20 protein-coding genes are annotated in these 24,376 nt (G+C 71.7%); 13 read left to right on the forward strand and 7 right to left on the reverse strand.

Annotation, left to right across the window (positions count from 1 at the left end):
• Positions 1–78 precede the first annotated feature (78 nt).
• On the forward strand, positions 79–555 hold the full coding sequence (locus tag ACK8OX_RS17795; protein WP_430665569.1) for a hypothetical protein: 477 nt from the start codon (positions 79–81) through the stop codon (positions 553–555).
• A 156-nt stretch (positions 556–711) separates the two neighbouring features.
• Positions 712–1,203 carry a response regulator gene (locus tag ACK8OX_RS17800; protein WP_430665570.1) on the forward strand — a complete coding sequence of 164 codons (492 nt, stop codon included), beginning with the start codon at positions 712–714 and terminating at the stop codon, positions 1,201–1,203.
• Between the two features lie 62 nt (positions 1,204–1,265).
• Here the strand turns inward: ACK8OX_RS17800 and ACK8OX_RS17805 are convergent, their stop codons facing one another.
• On the reverse strand, positions 1,266–1,946 hold the full coding sequence (locus ACK8OX_RS17805) for a cyclic nucleotide-binding domain-containing protein (protein ID WP_430665571.1): 681 nt from the start codon (positions 1,944–1,946) through the stop codon (positions 1,266–1,268).
• Positions 1,947–2,165: 219 nt separating this feature from the next.
• Here ACK8OX_RS17805 and ACK8OX_RS17810 point away from each other — a divergent pair, with 219 nt between their 5' ends.
• The 11 genes from ACK8OX_RS17810 (at position 2,166) to ACK8OX_RS17860 (ending at position 15,896) form a co-directional block, all read left to right on the forward strand.
• Positions 2,166–3,533: an MFS transporter gene (locus tag ACK8OX_RS17810; RefSeq protein ID WP_430665572.1), complete on the forward strand. Its 1,368-nt coding sequence runs from the start codon at positions 2,166–2,168 to the stop codon at positions 3,531–3,533.
• 25 nt (positions 3,534–3,558) lie between these two features.
• Positions 3,559–4,929: an MFS transporter gene (locus tag ACK8OX_RS17815; RefSeq protein WP_430665573.1), complete on the forward strand. Its 1,371-nt coding sequence runs from the start codon at positions 3,559–3,561 to the stop codon at positions 4,927–4,929.
• A gap of 14 nt (positions 4,930–4,943) precedes the next feature.
• A complete protein-coding gene (locus tag ACK8OX_RS17820) occupies positions 4,944–8,672 on the forward strand; it encodes a nitrate reductase subunit alpha (RefSeq protein WP_430665574.1) in 3,729 nt (1,242 codons plus the stop codon).
• A 14-nt stretch (positions 8,673–8,686) separates the two neighbouring features.
• Positions 8,687–10,318, forward strand: coding sequence for a nitrate reductase subunit beta (gene narH, locus ACK8OX_RS17825; RefSeq protein ID WP_430665575.1), 1,632 nt, complete (start codon positions 8,687–8,689; stop codon positions 10,316–10,318).
• Between the two features lie 2 nt (positions 10,319–10,320).
• Positions 10,321–11,037, forward strand: a complete 717-nt coding sequence (gene narJ / locus ACK8OX_RS17830; protein ID WP_430665576.1) for a nitrate reductase molybdenum cofactor assembly chaperone — start codon at positions 10,321–10,323, stop codon at positions 11,035–11,037.
• A 5-nt stretch (positions 11,038–11,042) separates the two neighbouring features.
• A complete protein-coding gene (gene narI, locus ACK8OX_RS17835; RefSeq protein ID WP_430665577.1) occupies positions 11,043–11,741 on the forward strand; it encodes a respiratory nitrate reductase subunit gamma in 699 nt (232 codons plus the stop codon).
• 3 nt (positions 11,742–11,744) lie between these two features.
• The gene (locus tag ACK8OX_RS17840; protein ID WP_430665578.1) at positions 11,745–12,572 is read left to right on the forward strand and encodes a peptidylprolyl isomerase; all 828 of its coding nucleotides are present in this window, start codon (positions 11,745–11,747) and stop codon (positions 12,570–12,572) included.
• Positions 12,573–12,581: 9 nt separating this feature from the next.
• A complete protein-coding gene (locus tag ACK8OX_RS17845) occupies positions 12,582–13,133 on the forward strand; it encodes a hemerythrin domain-containing protein (RefSeq protein WP_430665579.1) in 552 nt (183 codons plus the stop codon).
• The gene (locus ACK8OX_RS17850; protein ID WP_430665580.1) at positions 13,115–14,362 is read left to right on the forward strand and encodes a molybdopterin molybdotransferase MoeA; all 1,248 of its coding nucleotides are present in this window, start codon (positions 13,115–13,117) and stop codon (positions 14,360–14,362) included. Before ACK8OX_RS17845 ends, ACK8OX_RS17850 begins: the two co-directional genes overlap by 19 nt.
• Positions 14,363–14,370: 8 nt before the next feature.
• Positions 14,371–15,072, forward strand: coding sequence for a carbonic anhydrase (locus tag ACK8OX_RS17855; protein WP_430665581.1), 702 nt, complete (start codon positions 14,371–14,373; stop codon positions 15,070–15,072).
• A gap of 86 nt (positions 15,073–15,158) precedes the next feature.
• Complete coding sequence (locus tag ACK8OX_RS17860) at positions 15,159–15,896, forward strand: SDR family NAD(P)-dependent oxidoreductase (protein WP_430665582.1); 738 nt, start codon at positions 15,159–15,161, stop codon at positions 15,894–15,896.
• A 63-nt stretch (positions 15,897–15,959) separates the two neighbouring features.
• Here ACK8OX_RS17860 and ACK8OX_RS17865 read toward each other — a convergent pair whose 3' ends face one another.
• The 6 genes from ACK8OX_RS17865 to ACK8OX_RS17890 all read right to left on the reverse strand — a co-directional run.
• Complete coding sequence (locus tag ACK8OX_RS17865) at positions 15,960–17,129, reverse strand: mandelate racemase/muconate lactonizing enzyme family protein (RefSeq protein ID WP_430665583.1); 1,170 nt, start codon at positions 17,127–17,129, stop codon at positions 15,960–15,962.
• Complete coding sequence (locus ACK8OX_RS17870) at positions 17,126–18,655, reverse strand: ABC transporter substrate-binding protein (RefSeq protein ID WP_430665584.1); 1,530 nt, start codon at positions 18,653–18,655, stop codon at positions 17,126–17,128. The genes ACK8OX_RS17865 and ACK8OX_RS17870 overlap by 4 nt, the downstream gene beginning before the upstream one ends.
• Positions 18,656–18,691: 36 nt before the next feature.
• Positions 18,692–20,341, reverse strand: coding sequence for a hydantoinase B/oxoprolinase family protein (locus tag ACK8OX_RS17875; RefSeq protein ID WP_430665585.1), 1,650 nt, complete (start codon positions 20,339–20,341; stop codon positions 18,692–18,694).
• On the reverse strand, positions 20,338–22,407 hold the full coding sequence (locus ACK8OX_RS17880) for a hydantoinase/oxoprolinase family protein (RefSeq protein ID WP_430665586.1): 2,070 nt from the start codon (positions 22,405–22,407) through the stop codon (positions 20,338–20,340). The genes ACK8OX_RS17875 and ACK8OX_RS17880 overlap by 4 nt, the downstream gene beginning before the upstream one ends.
• A gap of 111 nt (positions 22,408–22,518) precedes the next feature.
• Complete coding sequence (locus tag ACK8OX_RS17885) at positions 22,519–23,991, reverse strand: protein adenylyltransferase SelO (protein ID WP_430665587.1); 1,473 nt, start codon at positions 23,989–23,991, stop codon at positions 22,519–22,521.
• An 88-nt stretch (positions 23,992–24,079) separates the two neighbouring features.
• Positions 24,080–24,376 (reverse strand): energy transducer TonB (locus tag ACK8OX_RS17890; protein WP_430665588.1); only part of this gene is annotated, 297 nt, incomplete at its 5' end.

Genomic DNA, 24,376 nt, shown 5'->3' on the forward strand with positions numbered 1-24,376 from the left:
GCCCCCATCCGGCACACCGCGCTGACGGAGAGGCGGCGCGGACGGATCGCGTGATGCCCCGATGGGGAAGACCACGCGATGACGATGACCATGCGGCCGGAGGATGACGGCCCCCCGGACGGGACCTGCCCGGACGCCCCGCGCCGCGGCAACTGCGCCGGGCGATGGGCGGGCAGCATCCTGCTCGTCGACAGCCATGACGACCTTGCCTGGGCCATCGCCGACACGCTCGCCGTGGACGGGCACGAGGTGGAGCGGGTCTGCACCGCGCGGGACGCGCTGGCGCTGCTGGAGGATGGCTGGCCCTGCCACATCCTGGTGGTGAATGCCGGCCCCCGCTGCCCGGGCGCCGAGCAGCTGGCGGCATCGGCGCCGTGGCGGCGCGCCGATCTCGGCGTGGTGGTGCTGGGCGACCCCCGGTCGAGGCGCTTCCCGCCGGGGTTGGCGCGGCGCGATGGCGGCCCCTTGCAGGTCATCCCCGGCCTGCTGACCGGCGATGTCCTGCGCCGGGCGGTGCGCGGGGTGATCGAGGCGATGACCCGCGATGTCGCGTGAGTCCTGCGCGGGCCGGCGCCGGCACCTGCGGCCGCGCGTCGTCGGCACGCTGGTTGGTACTTCATGCAGGATGACGCAGGGACCGGGCGCGGGCAGGTTCCGCGCCGTGAGGTTTGGCAGCCGCCGCGAAGCGCGCGGCAGCAGGGGATCGGGCCGATGAGCGTGCGGAAGGATGGCGTCGGGGACGGTGCGGGTGAAGCCCGCGCGGGGGCTGCGGACGGGTCCGGTCCCGCGCTGCCGGAAGGGCTGACCGTGCTGTTCGCCGAGGACGACCTGCACATCGCGGAAGCCGTGCAGGACTACCTGGAGGATTTCGGCTGCCGCGTGCTGCACGCCGCGGACGGGTTGATCGCGCTCGGCATGGTGCAGGCCGGATGCAGCTTCGACGTGCTGTTGACCGATCTCTGCATGCCGCGGCTGGACGGCGAGAGGCTGATCCGCCGGGTCGCCACGCTGCGGCCGCGGACGCCGGTGGTGGTGTTGAGCGGCAGCCTGCCGCCGCGCGCGGCGACGCGGCTGCGCCCGCCGCCCGGGGCCGCCATCGCCCTGCTCGAGAAGCCGGCCCGCAGCGGAGAGATCATGGCGGCGATCATGGCTGTGCTGCCGCGCCCTTTCCTGGCGGCGCCGACGGAGCTGGCGGCGATGTGAGCCGGCAACCCGGCACGGGGCGCCGCAGGCCGCGGCGCGCGCGCTGAGCCGGCGCGCCGCGCTCACCCCAGGCGGTGGCGCAGCAGCCTCTCGCGGTCCGGCACGTCGATGCGCTTGCCGGCGCTGCGGATCAGGCCTTCGGCCTGCATGGCGTTCATCGTGCGCGACAGCGTCTCCGGCGTCATGCCGAGCCGGGCGGCGATGGCGCCGCGCGGCTCCGGCAGCTCGGCCGATCCGGCGCCCGCCTCCTCGGGCACGCGGCGGGCCAGGAAGCGGGCGATGCGCCGTTCCGCCGGGCGCAGCTTCAGGTCCACCACCTGGTCCACCATCAGCCGCCAGTGGCGCGCCAGCAGCTCCGTCGCGGCGCGGGCAAGGGCGGGATCCTCCGCGATGCCGTCGCGGAAGACATCGGCCGGGATCATCAGCACCCGCACATCGGTCAGCGCGGCGGCCGAAGCGAGGTAGGGCAGGCGCAGGATCGCCGCCGGTGCCAGGAACAGCTCTCCCGGACCGAAGATCTCCACCACCGTCTCCGCCCCCGATTCGTCGCGCGCCGTCAGCCCGACCGAGCCCGCCAGCAGCAGGTGCAGGAAGTCCGCCTGCTCGTTCTGCTCGAACATCACCGCGCCGCGCGGCAGGATCTGCGTGAAGGACGGGCGCAGCAGCCGCGTCATCGCCGCCTCTCCCGCGACCACGAAGAAAGGCGTGCGGCGAACGAGTTCCATGTTCTGCGGACGGTCCAACTGTCCCTCCTGGCTCTGCGCGGATGGTGATGCCGCGGATCGTCAAGTGATTCGTTGATTCATATCAAGTCGACTATTGCCCCGTGGGGGTTGGGCCTTTGTCGCAGTGCGTGCGTTTCGCATTTCTGGTGCCTCCCGCCCCATCACCTTGATGTGCATCAACCAAACCGGCCCGCATCCGGACGAGGTTGCCCCCGCCTCAGAGACAAGGAGGGGCAGATGGAAAGCCCGAATGGCGTGCAGGTGCGGGACAGGGACCGCAGCTTCGCGCTCTGGTCCAGCACGGCGGCCTTCACGGTCTGCTTCGCGGCGTGGACGATCTTCTCGATCCTCGGCGTGCAGGTGAAGCGCGACCTCGGCCTCAACGACTTCCAGTTCGGCCTGCTGGTGGGCACGCCGATCCTGACCGGCAGCCTGATCCGCCTGGTTCTCGGCATCTGGGCCGACCAGTATGGCGGGCGCATCGTCTTCACCGCCGTGATGCTCGCCGCCGCGGTCGCCACCTTCCTGCTGAGCTACGCGCATGACTACACGACCTTCCTGGTCGCCGCGCTCGGCGTCGGCATCGCGGGCGGGTCCTTCTCGGTCGGCGTCGCCTATGTCTCGAAGTGGTATCCGAAGGAGAAGCAGGGCACCGCACTCGGCATCTTCGGTGCCGGCAATGTCGGCTCCGCGGTCACCAAGTTCCTTGCGCCCGTGGTGATGGTCAGCCTCGGCTGGCAGGCGGTCGCGCAGCTCTGGGCGCTCGGCCTCGCCGTGATGGCGGTGGTGTTCTGGTTCGCCACCAAGGACGACCCCGACCTGGCCGCGCGGCGCGCCCGCGGCGTGCAGGCGGAGAGCTTCGCGGCCATGATGGCGCCGCTGGCGAACCTGCAGGTCTGGCGCTTCAGCCTCTACTACTTCTTCGTCTTCGGCGGCTTCGTCGCGCTCGCGCTCTGGCTGCCCCGCTACTATGTCGGCGTCTACGGGCTCGACATCGTCACCGCCGGCATGCTGGGCGCCGCCTATTCCATCCCCGGCTCGCTGTTCCGGGTGCTCGGCGGCACGCTGTCCGACAAGTACGGCGCGCGGGCCGTGATGTACTGGACCTTCATCGGCTCGGTCGTCTGCACCTTCCTGCTGAGCTACCCCGCGACCCGCTACGTGGTGCAGGGCATCCGCGGCCCGATGGAGTTCGAGCTGGCGCTCGGCTTCGTGCCCTTCATGCTGCTGACCATGGCGCTGGGCTTCTTCATGAGCCTCGGCAAGGCGGCGGTCTACAAGCACATCCCCGTCTACTACCCCGGCCGCGTGGGCAGCGTGGGCGGCGTGGTCGGCCTGATCGGCGGGCTCGGCGGCTTCATCCTGCCGATCGCCTTCGGCGCGGCGAACGACCTGATCGGGGTCTGGACCAGCTGCTTCATGCTGCTGTTCGTCGTGGTGTCGGTCAGCCTGGTGTGGATGCACCTCGCCATCCGCAACATGGAGAAGGCGAAGCACCCGGCGCTGCGCGGCCCGCAGGACCTGCCGGAGGCGCAGGCGCTTGCCGCCGCCGCCGCCCGCCAGCCTGCCCCGCTTCCTGCCGGCCGCATGGTCGCCGGCGAATAACCCGAAGCCAAGAAGGGACAAGCACATGTCCACCACGACCGAGACGGCCGGGGCCGAAGCCCCGGCCCCGCAGGGCGCCTCCTGGCTCAAGGAATGGCGGCCCGAGAGCCGCGGCTTCTGGGGCATCGCCGGCTCCGCCCGCGCCTGGAAGACGCTGACCATCACCACCGCGTCGCTCACCATGGCCTTCATCACCTGGTTCGTGGTCAGCGCGCTGGTCGTGCGGCTGCCGCAGATCGGCTTCCGGCTGACGCCGGGCCAGCTGTTCTGGCTGGCGGCGATGCCGGGCCTGGCGGGTGGCACGATGCGGCTGTTCCACATGTTCTTCACGCCGGTCTTCGGCACGCGGCACGTCGTGGCGATCTCCACCGCGTCGCTGCTGCTGCCGCTCGCGGGCTGGGCCTGGGCGGTGCAGGACATCAACACCCCCTACTGGGTGCTGATGGTGCTGGCCTTCCTCGCCGGGCTCGGCGGCGGCAACTTCAGCTCCTTCATGCCCTCCACCAGCCTGTTCTTCCCGAAGCGGCTGCAGGGCACGGCGCTGGCCATCCAGGCCGGCATCGGCAACTTCGGCGTCAGCGTCGTGCAGTTCGTCACGCCCTGGATCATCGGCTTCGCCCTGTTCGGCGCCATGGCCGGCGACCCGCAGACCATGACCCGCGCCGGCCAGCAGAGCAGCGTGTGGCTGCAGAACGCGACGCTCCTCTACATCCCGCTCGTCGTCGCCTTCGCGCTGCTGTCCTGGTTCATGCTGCGCAGCGTGCCGGTGAAGGCGAACTTCCGCCAGCAGCTCGACATCTTCGGCAACCGCCACACCTGGGTCATGACCAGCCTCTACATGATGACCTTCGGCGCCTTCAGCGGCCTGTCGGGCACCTTCCCGCTGCTGATCAAGCAGGTCTACGGCCACCTTCCCGGCGCGCCCGACCCGCTTGCCTACGCCTTCTACGGCCCGCTGGTGGGCAGCCTGCTGCGCGTGGTCGCGGGCCCCGTCTCCGACCGTTTCGGCGGCGCCCGGGTGACGCATGTGGCGGGCCTCGGCATGGCCGCCTGCGCGATCGCGGTGCCCTTCGTGACCGACGGGTCGGACCTGTCGACCTTCCCGGCCTTCGTGGCCGCGATGCTCGGCCTGTTCGCCTTCGCCGGCATCGGCAACGCCTCGACCTTCAAGCAGATGCCGATGATCTTCCCGCCCCGCCAGGCGGGCGGCGTGATCGGCTTCACCGGCGCCATCGCCGCCTACGGGCCCTTCATCTTCGGCCTGCTCTTCGGCGCGGCCTTCGGCGCCTTCGGCAAGGCCGACGTGGTCTTCCACGGCCTTGCCGCCTTCTTCGTCCTCAACGTCGCGCTGAACTGGTGGCTCTACGCCCGCCGCGGCGCCGCGACCCCCTGCTGAGGGACACACGCATCATGTCGCATTTCCTCGATCGTCTCGGCTTCTTCCGGAAGGCCGCGGAGCCCTACGCCAACGGCCACGGCCAGGTGGTGGACGAGCCCCGCGGCTGGGAGGACGCCTACCGGGCCCGCTGGGCGACCGACAAGGTCGTCCGCTCCACCCACGGCGTGAACTGCACCGGCTCCTGCTCGTGGAAGATCCACGTCAAGGGCGGCGTGGTCACCTGGGAGACGCAGCAGACCGACTACCCGCGCACGCGGCCCGGCCTGCCGAACCACGAACCCCGCGGCTGCGCCCGCGGCGCCAGCTACAGCTGGTACCTCTACAGCGCGAACCGGGTGAAGCACCCGATGATGCGCAAGCGCCTGCTGAAGCTGTGGCGCGCCGCCAAGGCCGAGCACCGCGACCCGGTGAAGGCGTGGGAGAGCATCCAGGCCGATGAATCGAAGCGCCGCGAGTACCAGAAGGTGCGCGGCATGGGCGGCTTCGTCCGGGTCGGCTGGGACGAGGCGGAGGAGATGATCGCCGCCGCCAACATCCACACCGCGAAGGCGCACGGGCCGGACCGCATCATCGGCTTCTCGCCCATCCCGGCGATGTCGATGGTCAGCTACGCGGCGGGCAGCCGCTACCTGTCGCTCATCGGCGGCGTCTGCATGTCCTTCTACGACTGGTACTGCGACCTGCCCCCGTCCTCCCCCCAGACCTGGGGCGAGCAGACGGACGTGCCGGAAAGCGCGGACTGGTACAATGCCGGCTTCCTGATGATGTGGGGCTCGAACGTGCCGCAGACGCGCACGCCCGACGCCCACTTCATGACCGAGGCCCGCTACCGCGGCGCCAAGACCGTGGTGGTGACGCCCGACTATTCCGAGGCGTCGAAGTTCGCCGACCTGTGGCTGCACCCGAAGCAGGGCACGGACGCCGCGCTGGCGATGGCGATGGGCCATGTCATCCTGACGGAGTGGCACGCGAAGGGGCAGGGGGACTACTTCCTCGACTACTGCCGCCGCTACACCGACATGCCGATGCTGGTGCTGCTGGAGGAGAAGGACGGCGCCCTCGTCGCCGGCCGCCAGCTGCGCAGCAGCGACCTCGAGGGCGGGCTCGGCGAGACCAACAACGCCGAATGGAAGACGGTCGCCGTGGACGAGGCGACGGGGCGGCTCTACGCGCCGACCGGCTCCATCGGCTTCCGCTGGGGCGAGCAGGGCAAGTGGAACCTGGAAGGCCGCGACGCCCGCACCCTGGAAGTGACGGTGCCGCGCCTGAGCCTGATGGGCGAGGAGAGCGCCGAGGTGGCGTTCCCCTATTTCGGCGCCCGCGCGCCGGAATTCTTCAACCCGACCAGCCATGAGGAGGTGCTGCGCCGCCGCGTGCCGGCCCGCCGCGTGACGCTGGCGGACGGCACCACGCGCCTGGTGGCGACGGTGCACGACCTGTTCCTCGCGAACTACGGCGTGGAGCGCGGCTTCGGCGACTGCGCCGCGAGCTTCGACGAGGACGCACCCTACACTCCCGCCTGGGCCGAGAAGGTCACCGGCACGAAGCGCGCCGACATCATCACCACCGCGCGCGAATTCGCCGCCAACGCCGACAAGACCCATGGCAAGTCCATGGTCATCCTCGGCGCGGCGGTGAACCACTGGTACCATGGCGACATGATCTACCGTGGCATCATCAACCTGCTGGTGATGTGCGGCTGCATCGGCCAGTCGGGCGGCGGCTGGAGCCACTATGTCGGCCAGGAGAAGCTGCGCCCGCAGACCGGCTGGGTGCCGCTGGCCTTCGCCACTGACTGGAACCGCCCGCCGCGGCAGATGAACTCGACCAGCTTCTTCTACGCCCACACCGGCCAGTACCGGTACGAGAAGCTGAACATCGACGAGCTGCTGTCGCCCACCGCGCCGGCCTCGCTCAAGGGTTCGCTGATCGACTTCAACGTGCGCGCGGAACGGATGGGCTGGCTGCCCTCCGCCCCGCAGCTCGACCGCAACCCGCTGCGCATCGCGGCGGATGCGGCCGAGGCCGGCCTGGCGCCGGCCGACTACGTCGCGAAGTCGCTGCAGGACGGCACGCTCCGCATGTCCTGCGAGGACCCCGAGGCGCCGTCGAGCTGGCCGCGCAACATGTTCATCTGGCGCTCGAACCTGCTCGGCTCCTCGGGCAAGGGGCACGAGTATTTCCTGAAGCACCTGCTCGGCACCTCGCACGGCGTGCAGGGCAAGGACCTCGGTGAGGAGGGCGGCCAGCGGCCGGAGGAGATCACCTGGCGCGACGCGCCGGACGGCAAGCTCGACCTGCTCGTCACGCTCGACTTCCGGATGAGCACGACCTGCGTGCATTCCGACATCGTGCTGCCGACGGCCACCTGGTACGAGAAGCACGACCTCAACACCTCGGACATGCACCCCTTCATCCATCCGCTCTCGGCCGCAGTCGATCCGGCGTGGGAGAGCCGGACGGACTGGGCGATCTTCCGCGGCATCGCGAAGCGGTTCAGCGAACTGGCGGTCGGGCATCTCGGCGTGGAGAAGGACGTCGTCCTGAACCCGCTGATGCACGACACCGCGCAGGAACTGGCGCAGAACAACGTGCAGGACTGGAAGCGCGGCGAATGCCCGGCCATCCCCGGCAGGACCATGCCGGCGGTCGCCGTGGTGGAGCGCGACTACCCGCGCACCTACGCCCGCTTCACCTCGCTCGGCCCGCTGCTCGAGAAGCTCGGCAACGGCGGCAAGGGGATCGGCTGGAAGACCGGGCACGAGGTGGAGTTCCTCGGCAAGCTGAACGGCGTGCGGGAGGTTCCCGACGCCGGCCTGCGCCCGAAGATCGAGACCGACGTGCACGCGGCCGAGGTGATCCTGAGCCTCGCGCCCGAGACCAACGGCCATGTCGCGGTGAAGGCGTGGGAGGCGCTTGGCAAGAACACCGGGCGCGACCACACCCACCTCGCCGCCGGCAAGGAGCATGAGGCGATCCGCTTCCGCGACGTGCAGGCCCAGCCGCGCAAGATCATCTCGTCGCCGACCTGGTCGGGGATCGAGAGCGAGGAGGTGTGCTACAACGCGGGCTACACCAACGTCCACGAGCTGATCCCCTGGCGGACGCTGACCGGCCGTCAGCAGCTGTACCAGGACCACCCGTGGATGCTGGCCTTCGGCGAGGCGCTCTGCGTCTACAAGCCGCCGGTGGACCTGAAGGCGCACCTGGCGATGGTCGGCGCCAAGCCGAACGGCGAGAAGGAGCTGTCGCTCAACTTCATCACGCCGCACCAGAAGTGGGGCATCCACAGCACCTACAGCGACAACCTCATCATGCTGACGCTGAACCGCGGCGGCCCGGTGGTGTGGCTGTCGGAAGTGGATGCGCGGAAGGCGGGGATCGTCGACAACGACTGGATCGAGGCCTTCAACCTCAACGGCGCGCTGACCGCGCGCGCCGTGGTCAGCCAGCGCGTCCCGGAGGGGATGGTGATGATGTACCACGCGCAGGAGAAGATCGTGAACACGCCGGGCAGCGAGGTGATGAAGACCCGCGGCGGCATCCACAACTCCGTCACGCGCACCACGCCGAAGCCCACGCACATGATCGGCGGCTACGCGCAGCTGAGCTGGGGCTTCAACTACCACGGCACCATCGGCACCAACCGCGACGAGTTCGTCGTCGTGCGGAAGATGGCGAAGGTCGACTGGATGGATGAACCGACGGAAGCCGCGGCGCCCGCCGTGGCGGCCGAATAAGGGAGTACCGCGCCATGAAGGTCCGCGCGCAGATCGCGATGGTGCTGAACCTCGACAAGTGCATCGGCTGCCACACCTGCTCCGTCACCTGCAAGCAGGTGTGGACCAGCCGCGAGGGCGTGGAATACGCCTGGTTCAACAACGTCGAGACGAAGCCCGGCATCGGCTATCCCAAGGAATGGGAGAACCAGAAGAAGTGGAAGGGCGGCTGGACGCGCAAGCGCGACGGCAAGCTCGAACCCCGCATCGGCGGCAGGCTGCGGGTGCTGGCGAAGATCTTCGCCAACCCCGACATGCCGGAGATCGACGACTACTACGAGCCCTTCACCTTCGACTACGCGCACCTGCAGAACGCGCCGGAGTCGAAGACCATGCCGACCGCGCGACCGGTGAGCCTGATCACCGGCAAGCGGATGGAGAAGATCGAGTGGGGGCCGAACTGGGAGGAGATCCTGGGCGGCGAGTTCGAGAAGCGGTCGAAGGACGCCAACTTCGAGGGCATCCAGAAGAAGGCGCTCGGCGAGTTCGAGCAGACCTTCATGATGTACCTGCCGCGGCTCTGCGAGCACTGCCTGAACCCGGCCTGCGTCGCCGCCTGCCCGTCCGGCTCCATCTACAAGCGGGAGGAGGACGGCATCGTCCTGGTGGACCAGGACAAGTGCCGCGGCTGGCGCATGTGCGTCTCGGCCTGCCCGTACAAGAAGATCTACTACAACTGGCAGTCCGGTAAGGCCGAGAAGTGCACCTTCTGCTTCCCCCGCATCGAGGCGGGCGAGCCGACCGTGTGCTCCGAGACCTGCGTCGGCCGCATCCGCTACCTCGGCGTGATGCTCTACGACGCCGACCGCATCCAGGAGGCCGCGAGCGTCGAGAACGAGGAGCACCTGTACCGCTCCCAGCTCGACATCTTCCTCGACCCTTCCGACCCGGCGGTGATCGAACAGGCCCGGCGCGACGGCGTGCCGGAACTGTGGCTGGAAGCCGCCCGCCGCTCGCCCGTCTACAAGATGGCGATCGAGTGGGGCGTGGCCTTCCCGCTGCATCCCGAGTACCGCACGCTGCCGATGGTGTGGTACGTGCCGCCGCTGTCGCCCGTGCAGTCGGCGCATGAGGCGGGGCACATCGGCTGGGACGAGAACGGCCTGCCGGACGTGTCGAAGATGCGGATCCCGGTGAAGTACCTCGCCAACCTGCTGACCGCGGGCGCCGAGGCGCCCGTCACGCTCGCCTTGCAGCGCATGATGGCGATGCGGATGCACATGCGCGCCCGCACGGTGGAGAACCGGATGGACGCGGAGGTGCTGCGCCATGTCGGCCTGTCGGTCGAGCAGGTCGAGGAGATGTACAAGGTGATGGCGCTGGCGGACCATGAGGACCGCTTCGTCATCCCCTCCACCCACCGCGAATACGCCGAGAACACCTTCGACCTGAAGTCGTCCTGCGGCTTCACCTTCGGCAACGGCTGCTCCACCACCGGCAGCAACGGCGCCAACCTGTTCTCGACCAAGCGCACCTCCGCCGGCCACCAGGCGCCGCGCGTCGAGATCCGCCGCGTCCCGGCCGCCGAGGCCGTGACCGCGCCCGCGATCCCGCCCGCCCGCCCCGCGGACCCGCCCGCCGCGGCGCGCGCCAAGGAGGAGGCGTGACCATGCGCACCTCCCTCCGCGCGCTCGCAGCCCTGCTCGCCTACCCGACCGACGACCTGCTCGACGCGCTGCCCGAGCTGCGCGACGCGCTGGTGGCGGACCGCACGCTCCGGCACGCGATGCCGGCGCTCGACGGGCTGCTGCACCACCTGTCGGACACCGACCTGCTCGACCTGCAGGAGGAGTATGTCGGCCTGTTCGACCGCACCCGGTCGCTCTGCCTCAACCTGTTCGAGCACGTCCACGGCGACAGCCGCGAACGCGGCCCGGCGATGGTGGAGCTTCTCGGCATCTACGGCGCGGCGGGGCTCGAGCCCGCCACGGGCGAGCTGCCGGACCACCTGCCGCTGCTGTTGGAATACGCCGCGGTGGCCGGTGAGGGCGGCGTCGCGCTGCTGGCCAATGCGGCCCCGGTGATCGACCTGCTGCATGGCCGCCTCGTCTCCCGCCGCAGCCCCTGGGCGGGCGCGGTGGAAGGCGTGCTGCGCGCGGTGGGCCGGGTGCCCGGCACCACGCCTGCGCAGGAGGAGCCGGCCGAGACGCCGGAATCCCTCGACGCGGCCTGGGCCGAGGCGCCGGTGGTGTTCGGCCCCGGTGCCGACCCCGCCGCCGAATGCGGCCCGGACGTGCTGGCCGCGAAGATGCGCGCCGCGCGGCGCGCCCCGAACCCGAACCCCCAGCGGCCCGTGGTGCGCCACGTCGCCGCCATCCAAGGGTGAACGCCATGTCCGCCTATCTCGACCACCTCGCCTTCGGCATCTACCCCTACCTGGCCGTGGGGGTCTTCCTGCTCGGCAGCCTGCTGCGCTTCGAGCGCGAACAGTATTCCTGGCGCAGCGGCTCGTCGCAGCTGCTGCGGCGGAAGCAGCTGATGGTGGGCAGCGTCTGCTTCCATGTCGGCATCCTGTTCCTGATGGTGGGCCACACCGTCGGGCTGCTGACGCCGCATGCGCTCTACGGCCTGGTCATCACCGCGCCGCAGAAGCAGCTGCTCGCCATCGTCTCGGGCGGCGCGGCGGGGCTGCTCTGCTTCGTCGGTCTGACCATGCTGCTGCACCGCCGCCTGTTCGACGAACGCATCCGCGCCACCTCCTCCGCCGCCGACATCGCCATCCTGGCGCTGCTCTGGGTGCAGCTGGTGCTCGGCCTGCTGACCATCCCCTTCTCGCTGGGCCACCTCGACGGCCATGTGATGATGCAGCTCAGCCACTGGGCGCAGTCGATCGTGACCTTCCAGGGCGGCGCGGCGGAACAGCTGGACGGCGTCGGCTTCGTCTTCAAGGCGCATATCCTGCTGGGGCTGACCCTGTTCGTGGCCTTCCCCTTCTCCCGCCTCGTGCACATCTGGTCGGCGCCGGTCTCCTATGCCTTCCGCCCCTACCAGCTGGTCCGCCGGCGCGGGCGCAACGCGCGGGTGGCCTGAGCCATGGGCACGCACCAGCACCACCACCACAAGCCGGCGCCCTTCGAGGCGCCGGCCGTCCGGATCGACGGCGTGGAGATCCCGGCCATCGAGATCGCGGCCGAGATGCAGCACCACCCCGCCGCCGAGCCCGGCGCCGCCTGGCACGCGGCGGCCGAGGCGCTGGTGATCCGGCGCCTGCTGCTGAACGAGGCCGCGCGGCAGGGCGTGGACGCGACGCCCGAGGGCGACGAGACGGCGGAGGACGCGCAGCTGCGCCGCCTGCTCGACGCCGAGCTTTCGATCCCCGAGGCGGACGAGGCCACCTGCCGCCGCTGGTTCGACGCCAACCGGGCGCGCTTCCGCACACCGCCGGCCTGGCACGCGACGCATCTGCTGATCGCCGCCGACCCGGCCGACCCCGCCGCCCGCGGCGCCGCCCGCGCCCGGGCCGAGGCCGCGCTGGCCGAGGTGAAGGCGGACCCCGCGCGGCTCGGCCCGCTTGCGGCCAAGCTGTCGGACTGCCCGTCGCGCGAGCAGGCCGGCGATCTCGGCCTGGTCGAGGGCGGCAGCACCGTGCCGGAATTCGAGGCCGCGCTGCAGGCCACCGCCGCGGGCGAGGTGCATGACGCGGTGGTGGAGACGCGATTCGGCTTCCATGTCGTGCGCGTGCTGGAACGTGAGGACGGGCGCGACCTGCCCTTCGACGCGGTGCAGGACCGCATCGCGTCCTGGCTGCGCGAATCGGCATGGCGCCGGGCGGCGCACCAGTACATGGCGCTGCTCGCCTCGCGCGCCGCGGTCGAGGGCATCGTGCTGTCCGCCGGCGCGGACGGGCCGCTCGTCCAGTAGGGGGCGGCGATGTCGACGCTCCTGGCCCCCGCCTTCGGCGTCGCGCCGCTCGCGCGCGCGCTGCTGGAGGACCCGGTGGCGTTCCTGTCGGCCGAGCATGGGCGGCAGATGGCGCTGCTCTCCCATCTCGAACGCCTGGTCCGCGCCCCGGCCGCGCGCGGGGCGCGCGTGATGGCGCAGGCGCTGCTGCGTTGGCTCGGCGACGAGTTGCCGCTCCACATCGCGGATGAGGAATGCTCGCTCTACCCGCGCCTCCGCGCGCTCGACCAGGGCGGGACGCTCGACCGCCTCTCGGCCGACCACCGGCGCGACGCGCGCCTGGCGGCGACGACGATGGGCGCGCTGCGGCGGATGGCGGCGGGGGAGGAGGCGGGCCAGCGCGAACTCGACGCCGCCGTGGAATTCGCGCGCCTGCACCGCCGCCACCTGGAACTGGAGGAGGCGACGATCATGCCCCTCGCGCGGGACGGGCTGAGCGCGGAGACGAAGGCGAGCCTGGCGCGGGAGATGGCGACGCGCCGCGGCCTGGCGGGAGGCGACACATGCCCGACGGCACCCTGATCCGCCTCGGAAGCGGCTGTGACGACGCACCGGGGCTGATCCCGCCGGCCAAGGCGTTGCGCCGGCTGCTCGCGGCCGCCGCGCCGGTCCGCGGCACGGACTGGCTGCCCCCGGGCGAGGCGCTGGGCCGCGTGCTCTCCGCCGCCCCGATCGCCGCCCTGGACCTGCCGCCCTTCGACCAGTCGGCGATGGACGGCTACGGCCTGGCGGCGGCCGACCTGGGCCCCGGCGCCGCGCCGCGCCTCACGCGCTGCATCGCGGCGGGCGATCCCGCGGGCGACCCGCTGGAGGCGGGCGAGGCGGTGCGTGTGCTGACCGGCGCGGCGCTGCCCGCCGGCGTGGCGGCGGTGGTGATGGAGGAACATGCCGCGCGCGGCGACGGCCGCCTGACGGTCCGGCGCCTGCCGGCGAAGGGCGAGAACATCCGCCACCGGGGCGAGGATGTCGCCCGCGGCGACGCGCTGGTCCAGCCCGGCACGCGGATCGATGCCCGCCATGTTGCCCTGCTGGCCGCGGCGGGGGTGGAGGAGGTGCCGGTGCGCCGGCGCCTACGCGTCGCGCTGCTGTCGAACGGCAACGAACTCGGCGGTGCGGTCCATGACAGCAACCGCCCGATGCTGCGCGCCCTCCTCGCGGGCGGGGAGGTGGCCTGCACCGATCTCGGCGTGCTGCCCGACGACCGCGCCGCGATCGCGGCCGCGCTGCGGAAGGCGGCGGCGGGGCACGACCTGATCCTGGCCAGCGGCGGCGTCTCCGGCAGCGATGCGGACCACCTGCCGGGCGCCATCCGCGATGCCGGCGGCAGGGTTGAGACGCTGAAGCTCGCGCTCAAGCCCGGCAAGCCCCTGGCGCATGGGCGCATCGGAGAGGCGCTCTGCCTTTGCCTGCCAGGCAATCCGCTGGCGGCGCTGGTCACCATGCTGCTGCTCGGCCGCCCGCTCCTGGCGCGGCTGGCCGGCGCGGCGGCCGCACCGGCGGTGCCCCTCGCCGCCGTGGCGGGCGAGGCGTTCCACCGGCGGCCAGGCCGCGAGGAATTCCTGCCGGCGCGCGTGGCCGGCCATGACGGCGCCGGCCTGCCGGTGCTGCTGCGGGAGGGTCGCGGCGGCTCCGCCAGGCTCTCGCCGCTGTCCCGCGCGGATGGGTTGCTGTGGCTGCCCGCGGCCTGCGCCGCGGTCGCCGAGGGCGATCCGCTCCGCTTCCACCCCTTTTCCACCGCCTTCGGGCTCTGAGGCCGACGATGGACATGCACCAGCCGGAACGGGGCGGCGCGCTGGGCCGCCTGGTCGCGGGTTTCGACCGCTTCCGCCACCACCACTTCGAGGCGGATCACGACCTCTACGACAGCCTGCTGGACGGCCAGCGGCCGGAGGTCATGGTCATCGCCTGTTCCGACAGCCGCACCGACCCCGCCATCATCTGCGGCGCAAGGCCGGGGGAGCTGTTCGTGGTGCGCAACGTCGCCGCACTGGTGCCGCCGCCGGCCGAGGACGGCGCGCCGCACGGCACCGCATCGGCGATCGAGTTCGGCGTGAAGGCGCTCGGCGTGCGCCACATCGTCGTGCTCGGCCATTCCTTCTGCGCGGGCGTGCGCTGCCTGCTGGACCACGACCACGGCGCGGCGCGCTTCGACTACGTGTCGGACTGGGTGGAGGTCGCGCGCGAGGTCCGGCACGAGATGGACGGGCTGGTGACGGAAGCCGACCGCGCGCTGATCGCCCGCCGGGCCGAACAGGCGGCGGTGCTGACGAGCCTGCGCCACCTGGCCGCCTATCCCTTCGTGGCGGAGCGGATGGCCGCGGGCGCGCTGGCGCTGCATGGCTGGTATTTCCACTTCGGCTGGGGCGTGCTGCAGGCCGCCGAGGGGCCGCGCGGCCCCTTCCGCCAGCTCGACGCCGGGGAGCCGCCGCTGCCCGCGCTCGGCGCCGCCATGCCCGCCTGACGTCGCGGCGCGGGAGCGGCGGGCGGAGTTGACCGTCCCCCTGCTTGGGTGGAACGTCACGGCCTTCGCGCGACGAGGAGAGCGGCGTGGCCGGCCCGAACTGCATGCTCCTCACCGGTGCGAGCCGCGGCATCGGCCATGCGACCGTGAAGCTGTTCCAGACCCGCGGCTGGAAGGTCTACACCGTCTCCCGCCAGCCTTTCGCCGAGCAATGCCCCTGGCCCGGCGGGCGGGAAAGCCACATCCAGGCCGACCTGGGCGAGCTTGGCGGCATCGACGCGCTGGCGGAGGAACTGCGCCGCCGCCTGCCTGACGGCCGGCTGCATGCGCTGGTGAACAATGCCGGCATCTCGCCCAAGGGTCCGGACGGCGCGCGGCTCGGCGTGCTCGGCACCGGGATGGAGGCTTGGCAGCAGGTGCTGTCGGTCAACCTCGTCTCCACCGCGCTGCTGACGCGCGCGCTGTTCCCCGAACTCGTCGCGGCCGGCGGCACGGTGGTCAACGTCACCTCCATCGCGGGCACGCGCGTGCATCCCTTCGCCGGGCCGGCCTATGCCTGTTCCAAGGCCGCGCTCGCCGCGCTGACGCGGGAGATGGCGCATGAACTCGGCCCGCATGGCGTGCGGGTGAACGCCATCGCGCCCGGCGAGATCGACACCTCCATCCTGTCGCCCGGCACGGCGGAGATCGTGGAGCGCGACATCCCGCTGCGCCGGCTCGGCCGGCCGGAGGAGGTGGCGGACACCATCTTCTTCCTGTGCAGCGCCGCCGCGGCCTACATCAACGGGGCCGAGATCCACATCAATGGCGGGCAGCACGTCTAGCGCGCGACCACGGCCCGTGGGTGGCGCGTGGGCGCGCCGGGCCGCAGACCCATCGGCCGCCGCTCAGCCCCCGAGCGCGAGGTCGGCGCGCAGGAAGGGCGCGACGCGGCTTTCCACGAGATCGACGCCCAGCCCCGGCCGGTCCGGGATGGCGACGCGCCCGCCCCGGATCTGCGGCTCCAGCGGCGCATCCACCAGGTCGAAATGCGCGGGTACGCGGAAGGGATACATTTCCTGGATGAGGAAGTTCGGGATGCAGGCGTCGAGCTGCAGGGCCGCCGCCGTCGCCACCGGACCGGCGCAGAGATGCGGCTGCACGCGCATGTTGTACGTCTCCGCCATGGCGGCGATCTTCTTCGTCTCCATGATGCCGCCGACCGTGCCGATGTCGGGCTGGACTATGGCGCAGGCCCGCAGCTCGAACAGGCGGCGGAAGCCGTAGCGGGTGTAGAGCCTCTCGCCCGCCGCCACCGGGCAGCGCAGCCCGTCGGCCACCATCTTCATCGCATCCGGGTCGAAGGGGTCGACCGGCTCCTCGAGGAAGGTGAGGTCGAACTCCTCCAGCCTCCGCCCCAGCCGCAGGATGGCGTCGGTGGTGAGCTCCGCGCTCATGTCCACCATGATGTCCACCTTCGGCCCCACCGCGTCGCGCACGGCGCGCACGCGGGCCACCGCCAGATCCTCGAAGTCGCGGTCGAATTCGCGGCGGGAGACATGGGCGAAGATGCCGTTCGGATGGTTCCGGATCGGCGTGGCCAGGGGATAGAACTTGATGGCGTCGTAGCCGGCCTTCAGCGGCACCTCCGCGGCGCGCGCCGTCTCGTCCGCCGTCACCGCGCGGAAGGACCAGCCATTGGCGTAGCAGCGCACATCGCGCCGGTACGCCCCGCCGAGAAGCTGGTACACCGGCACGCCGAGCGCGCGGCCCTTGATGTCCCACAGCGCCGTCTCGATCGCGCTGATCGCGGCGTAGATCACCGGGCCGCCGCCCTTGGCCCAGAAGGTGTGGTCGTAGAGGTCGGACCAGATCGGCTCGATCGCGGAGGCGTCGCGGCCGAGCACGATCTTCCGCAGCATCTCCTCCAGCACCGCCGCCGCGCCGGTGGCGCCGATGCCATAGGCCAGCGCCGCCTCGCCGAGCCCCGCGATCCCCTCATCCGTCCAGAGCCGGAGGATGAGGGGGCGGCGTCCATCCACCTCGGCGAGGTAGATCTGCGCGCGGGTGACCTTCACGCGAGTTCCGTCGTCTCGAAGGTGAGGCCGGAATAGAAGGTCAGCGCGCCGGGCATGTTCTTGAAACCGTTGACGCGCCGGCGCATGGCATAGCCCTGGCTACGCCAGGTGAGGCCGACGATCGGCGCCTGGTCGATCGCGATGCGCTCCATCTCGCGGTAGATGTCTCGCCGCTTCGCCTCGTCGAACTCCGCGCGGCCCGCGGCCAGCAGCTCCGTGATCCGGTCCACCTTGAGCCCGAAGCTGCGGACATAGGAGGGCGCGAGCGACCCGTCGAGGAAGTTGGCGATGCCGTCGGGGTCGTTGCTGTCGGCCGCCGTGCCCATCACCGCGATGTCGTACTGCCCGCGGTTGCCGATGTTCACGCGCGTCGCCCAGTCCGGCAGGTTCAGCTCGGCCCGGATGCCGACCGCGGCAAGGTGCTGCTGCGTCACCTCCGCCGTGTCCTTGTGCATCCCGTACTGCGCCGTCGACAGCATGGAGCAGGAGAAGCCGTTGGGATGCCCTGCCTCCGCCAGCAGGCGCCGCGACAGGTCCGGGTCGTAGCGCCAGCCGTCCTTGAACTCGGCGTTGTAGAAGGCGCTGGAATCCGGGACGGGCAGCTGCATCAGCGGCGACCCGCGGCCGAAGAAGGCGGCGCGCACCAGCTCGTCCCGCCGGATGGCGTGCGCGACGGCGCGGCGCACGCGGTGGTCGTTGAAGGGCGCGCGCGTGCCGTTGAAGACCAGGAACATGAAGGCGCCGTCGACCGTGTCCAGCTTCAGCTGCGGGTCCGCCGAGATGCCGTCCATCGACTGCCAGGGCACGTATTCGATGAGGTCCACGTCGCCCGACCGCAGCGCGGAGACGCGCAGGTTCTCGTCCGCATAGGCGATGGCGCGGATGCCGCGCAGCTTCGGCAGGCCGGGGCGGAAGAAGCCGCGGAAGGGTTCGAGGTCGATCGCCGTGCCGCGTTCCTGCGCGCGGATCATGAAGGGCCCGGCGCCGACGAAGCTGCCGCGCGGCGAGTTCCGCGAGATGATCGGAAGGTGGTAGGACGCCATCCAGACCGGCAGCGTCGCCACGGGTTCCTTCAGGAAGATGCGCACCGTGCGGTCGTCCGGCGTCTCGACGCGGTCGACCTTCTGCATCTCGGCGCGGAAATAGGCGGTGGAGCGTTCGGCGGCGATCTGCTCGATCGTCCATTTCACGTCGGCCGAGGTCACCGGCTCGTTGTTCTGGAAGCGCGCCTGGCGCAGCTTGAACTCCCAGCCCTGCGTGCCGATGGGGGACCAGGATTCCGCCAGCTCCCCGCGCAGCGCGCCATCGGGGCCGTAGGAGGTGAGGCCGCGATAGATCATCAGCTTGATCGTCGCGGCCGCGGTGCCGGTGTTCGCCCAGGGCTGGATCGAGGGCGGGAAGGACGAGAGGCCGAAGGTCAGCACCCCCGGCGTCTGCGCCCGCGCGCCCGGCGCGCGCAGGAAGGGCAGGGTGGCGGATGCTGCGGCGCCAGCCAGGACGGCGCGGCGCGTGGTGGTCGGACCCATCGTGCTTCTCCCTGTTCGTTGCAAGTCCTGCGGGCTTCACGCCCCGTGGCGGTAGGTCCCCCGCGCGGTCGCGGCGTCGATCACGCCTTCGGCCAGGTCGCGCGCCACGGCTTCCGGCGCGCGCGCTTCCGGCGGGCCGTAGCCGCCGGCGCCCGGGCTGACGATGGCGAACCACTGCCCGGCCTTCAACTCCGCATTGTCGCGGTCGAAGACCACGCCGGGGCCGCATTCCACCGCGCCATGCCCGCCCGGCCCGCCGCCGAACAGCCCCCAGGACAGCGAGGTGAGGCGCGAGACGTCGACGCGCACGCGGCAATCCTCGTCCGCGCGGTAGACCCGCCGCAGCCCCATCCCGCCGCGATGCGTCCCGACCCCGCCCGAACCCTCCACCAGCTCGTAGCGCAGCAGGGTCAGCGGGTACTCGATCTCCAGCGCCTCCACCGGCAGGTTGGAGGTGTTGGTGACATGCACATGCACGCCGTCCAGCCCGTCCTTGGTGGCACGCGCGCCGGCGCCGCCGCCCATCGTCTCCAGGTAGACCCAGATGGCGCCGTCGTCCTTGCGCTGGCCGATGAAGGTGGCGACGGTGCAGACGGAGTTGGAGCAGGCCGTCACCCGGTCCGGCACCGCCTTGGCCAGCGCGCCGAGGATGAGGTCCGAGACGCGCTGGCAGGTCTGCACGCGGCCGTTCACCGCGGCGGGGTGCGTGCAGTTCAGCACCGTCCCCTCCCGCGCCGTGATGGTCAGCGGCCGGGCGAGGCCGGCATTGGGCAGGATGGTCGGGTCCACCACGGACTTCACCACGTAGTAGGCCGTCGCCAGCAGCGCCGTGTAGGTCATGTTGAGCCCGGCGCGCAGCTGGTCCGGGCTGTCGAAATGCAGCGCCATGCCGTCGCCCGCGACCGTGATCTGCACCTTCAGCGGCAGGTGGCGCGTGACCTCCGTGCTCTCGAACACGTCCTCGAAGTCGTAGGTGCCGTCGGGGATGGCGGCGATGCCCGCGCGCATCTTGCGCTCGGCGTAGTCGAGCAGCGCGGCGCCGGCGGCCAGCACCACCTCCGTCCCGTATTTCGCGCAGAGCGCCTGGAAGCGCTGCACGCCCACCCGGTTCGCCGCCATCTGCGCGCGCAGGTCCGACAGGCGTTCGCGCGGCACCTGGCAGTTCAGCAGGATGAGGTCGAGGACGTCCTTCTGCAGCTCCCCCGCGCGGTACAGCCGCACGGGCGGGATCCGCAGGCCTTCCTGGTAGATGTGGGCGTGGCCGCGGTCGGCGAAGTCCGAATGATGGGCCAGGTTCACCGTCCAGGCGACGATGCGGTCCCCCACGAAGATCGGCTCGGCCAGCACGATGTCGGGCAGGTGCGTGCCGCCGCCCGCATAGGCGTCGTTGCCCACGAAGACGTCGCCCGGCCGCATCCCCGCCGCGTCGTGCAGCTTCAGGATGTGCGGCACGATGCCGATGAAGCTGCCGAGGTGGATCGGGATGTGTTCCGCCTGGCACAGCGTGTTGCCCGCGGTGTCGAACAGCGCGGTCGAGCAGTCCCGCCTTTCCTTGATGTTGGTCGAGTAGGAGGCGCGGATCAGCGCCTCCCCCGTCTCCTCGACGATGGAGGACAGCGCGGCGCCGATCACCTCGACGGTGATGGGGTCGAGCACGGGGGCATGGGCCATCGGGGCGTCGGTCATGCCGTGACCTCCAGGATGAGGTTCAGGTAGGGGTCGACATGCGCCTGCATGCCGGGCAGCACGACGGTGGTGGTGTCCATCTGCTCCACGATGGCGGGGCCGGTGAAGCGGTTGCCCGGGCGCAGCGCGTCGCGGGCGTAGATCGGCGTGCGGACGAAGGCGCCGGCCTCGGGGAACCAGACCTCGCGTTCGCCGGTGATGGCGGCGGATGCGTCGGGCCCTGCCTCGGGGTGGGACCTCAGCACGGCCTTCCGCACCCGCCCCGTCGCCTCCAGCCGCAGGGTGACGAGCTGCACCGGCTCGTCCTCCGCCACGAAGCCGTAGCGTTGCCGGTGCGCCTCGGCGAAGCCGAGGGCGAGGGCCGCGATCGTCTCCGCCGTCACCGGGCCGGCGGGCAGCGCGACCGGCAGCTCGTAGTTCTGCCCGGCATAGCGCATGTCGGCCGTGCGGGTCAGGTGGCGGTCCCCGGGCGCGATCTCCTCATGCGCGAACCACTCGCCGGCCCGCGCGGCCAGCCCGTCGAAGCCCGAAGCGACCTCGGCCACCGAGGCTGCGGTGGCGGGCAGCAGCTTCGTGGCGGCGAAATCGGCCCGCAGGTCGGTCAGCAGCAGCCCCATGGCGCAGAGGATGCCCGGGTTGCGCGGCACCAGCACGCGCTTCATGTCGAGCTCGAGCGCGAGCCGCGCGGCATGCAGCGGCCCGGCGCCGCCGAAGGCCATCAGCGTGTAGTCGCGCGGGTCGTGGCCGCGCTGGACGGAGATGACGCGGATGGCCCGCGCCATGTTGGCGGTGACGACGGAGATGATGCCCTGCGCCGTCTCCATCAGGCCGAGGCCGAGGCGTTCCGCCAGCCGCCCGATGGCCTGCCTCGCCAGGTCCTGCCGCACCGCCATCCGACCGCCCAGCAGGTATTCCGGGTTCAGCGTCTGCAGCACGACATTCGCGTCGGTCGTCGCCGGTTCCGGGTTGCCGCGGCCGTAGCAGGCCGGCCCCGGATCCGCGCCGCAGCTGCGCGGGCCCACCTTCAGCAGCCCGCCGCTGTCGATGAAGGCGATGGACCCGCCCCCCGCCCCCACCGTGTGGATGTCGAGCATCGGCGCCTTGATCGGATAGCCATGCACGGTGGCTTCCGAGGCCAGCTTGCACTGCCCCCCGTTCAGCAGCGCGACATCGGTCGAGGTGCCGCCCATGTCGAAGGTGATCAGGTCCTCGAACCCGGCCAGCGTGCCGATCGCCTGCGCGCCGACCACGCCGGTGGACGGGCCCGACAGCACCGCCCGCACCGGCATCTCGGCCGCGGTCTGGAAGCCGATGACGCCGCCGTTGGACTGCGTGAGGTGCGGCGTCGCGGTCATGCCCAGCGCGCGCAGCCGCGGCGTCAGCCGCTCGATGTAGCTGCGCATGACGGGGCCGAGATAGGCGTTCAGCACGACGGTCGACAGCCGCTCGAACTCGCGGAACTCGGGCGCGATCTCGTGGCCCGCGCTGATGAAGGCGTCGGGCATCTCCTCGCGCAGGATCTCCACCGCGCGGCGCTCGTGCTCCGGCCGGATGAAGCCGTAGAGGAAGGAGACGGCGACGGCCTTCACCCCCGCTTCCTTCAGCGCGCGCGCCGCCTCCCGCATCGCCGCCTCGTCCAGGGGCAGGTCGATGCGGCCGTCATGGCGCACCCGTTCCGGCACCTGCCGGCGCAGGTCGCGCGGGACCAGCGTGGGCGGCTTGTCCGCCTGCATGTCGTAGAGATCCGGGCGCTTCTGCCGGCCGATCTCCAGCAGGTCGCGGAAACCGTCGGTGGTGACCAGCCCCGTCCGCACGCCGCGGTGCTGGATCAGCGCATTGGTCGCGACCGTGGTGCCATGGCCGAAATAGGAAACCGGCGCGCCGGGTTCGGCGGCGTCGGGCGCCACGCGGCGCATCCCCTCCTCCACGCCCTGGGCGATCCCGCGGGAGGGGTCGTCCGGCGTCGAGGAGACCTTCCAGACCTCGACCCGGCCTTCCTCCTCGTCGAAGAGGCAGACATCCGTGAAGGTCCCGCCCGAATCAACGCCCACGCGCCAACGCGCCATGCCTGTCTTCCCCATCGCGGATCGTCACCGCAGTGGGGGAGAGTATCGCGCGCCGTCCCGCAGGCCAGCACGCCATCACGCGTGTTCGGGATCAGCGGCGTGAATTTTCCGTCAGGTTCCGCAGAAGGTCGCGAGCACCCTCTCCTCCGGCTGCGGCGGCAGGGCGTAATCGGCCGCGCCGGGCTGGTCGTCGAAGGGGCGGGCCAGCACGGCCAGCAGCGCCTCGAAGGGGGCCAGGTCGTCCCCCTGCACGGCGGCGGCGATCACCCGCTCGACCTGGTGGTTGCGGGGGATGAAGGCGGGGTTCACCGCGCGCATCGCGGCGCGCACCGCCTCCGGCGCGCGGCCTTCCTGCGCCAGGCGGGCGCGCCAGCGCGGGGCCCAGGCGTCGAAGGCGGCGGGGTCCTTGAACAGCGCCCGCACCGCCGCCTCGCCACCGGGCCCTGCCGCGGCATCGGCCAGGCTGCGGAAGGTGAGGGTGAAGTCGGCCTCGTTCTCCGCCATGCGCAGCAGCAGGTCCTCCAGCAGGTCGCCGTCGCCCTCCTGCACCGCCTCCAGCCCGACCTTGCGGACGAGGCCGCCGAGCCAGGCGGCCTCGAACCGCGGCGCGAAGCCGGCCAGCACCTCCTGCGCCACCTCGATGGCGGCGGCCTCCTCCGCGGCCAGCAGGGGCAGCAGCGTCTCGGCCAGCCGGGTCAGGTTCCACAGCGCGATGCGCGGCTGGTTGCCGAAGGCGTAGCGCCCCTGGTGGTCGATCGAGCTGAAGACCTGGCCGGGGTGGTAGGCGTCGAGGAAGGCGCAAGGGCCGAAATCGATCGTCTCGCCGCTGACGGTCGTGTTGTCGGTGTTCATCACGCCGTGGATGAAGCCGACCAGCATCCAGCGCGCGACCAGCGCCGCCTGCCGCGCGACGACGCCCTCCAGCAGCGCGCGATACGGGTTGGGCGCGCCCGCCGCCTGCGGGTCATGGCGCGCGACGGCGTGGTCGGCCAGCATCCGCAGCCCGTCCAGGTCCTGCCGCGCGGCGAAATACTGGAAGGTGCCGACGCGGATGTGGCTGGCCGCCACGCGCGTCAGCACCGCGCCGGGCAGGGCGGTCTCGCGATACACCGCCTCCCCGGTCGCGACGGCCGCCAGGGAGCGGGTGGTGGGGATGCCGAGGGCATGCATCGCCTCGCTCACCACGTATTCGCGCAGCACCGGGCCGAGCGCCGCGCGCCCGTCGCCGCGGCGGGAGAAGGGGGTGGGGCCGGACCCCTTCAGCTGGATGTCGCGGCGCATCCCGTCCCGCGCCACCACCTCGCCCAGCAGGATGGCGCGGCCATCGCCGAGCTGCGGGACGAAGCCGCCGAACTGGTGCCCGGCATAGGCCTGCGCCAGGGGCTCCGACCCCTCCGGCACGCGGTTGCCGGCCAGCACCTCCACCCCCTCGTCCGAGGCGAGCCAGGCGGGGTCGAGCCCGAGCTCCTGCGCGAGCGGCAGGTTGAGCTTTAGCAGGCGCGGCGCGGCCACGGGCGTCGGCGCCAGGCGCGCGAAGAAGCGGTCGGGCAGGCGCGCATAGCTGTTGTCGAAGGGAAGCTGCATCGGTCGGGTTCCGGCTCCGGCGGCATCGGCACGCCATCCAACGCCGGAGATCGCGATGCGGTGCCGCGCGGACAAGGCCGCCGTCGAGTCAGCGCAGCACGAAGCGCACCGGCACCGTCAGCTCCAGCCGATCGCCCGGCATGTCGGCGGGCATGGGCGGCAGGGTGGCGCGGCGGATCATCGCCTCCACCGCCTCGTCCAGCTCGGCATCGCCCGTCCCGCGCAGCAGCTGCCAGCCGGCGACGCGGCCGTCGCGCAGCAGGGTGAAGCGCAGCGTCGCGATGCCGGTGGCGCGACGCATGCGGGCGCCCGCGGGATACTGCTTCTGCCGGTCGAGCGCCGCCGCGACCGCCTGGAGGTAGGAAGGCGGCGGCCCGGCCACCGG

The organism is Falsiroseomonas sp. CW058 (assembly GCF_050563535.1).
Taxonomy (GTDB): Bacteria; Pseudomonadota; Alphaproteobacteria; order Acetobacterales; family Acetobacteraceae; genus Falsiroseomonas.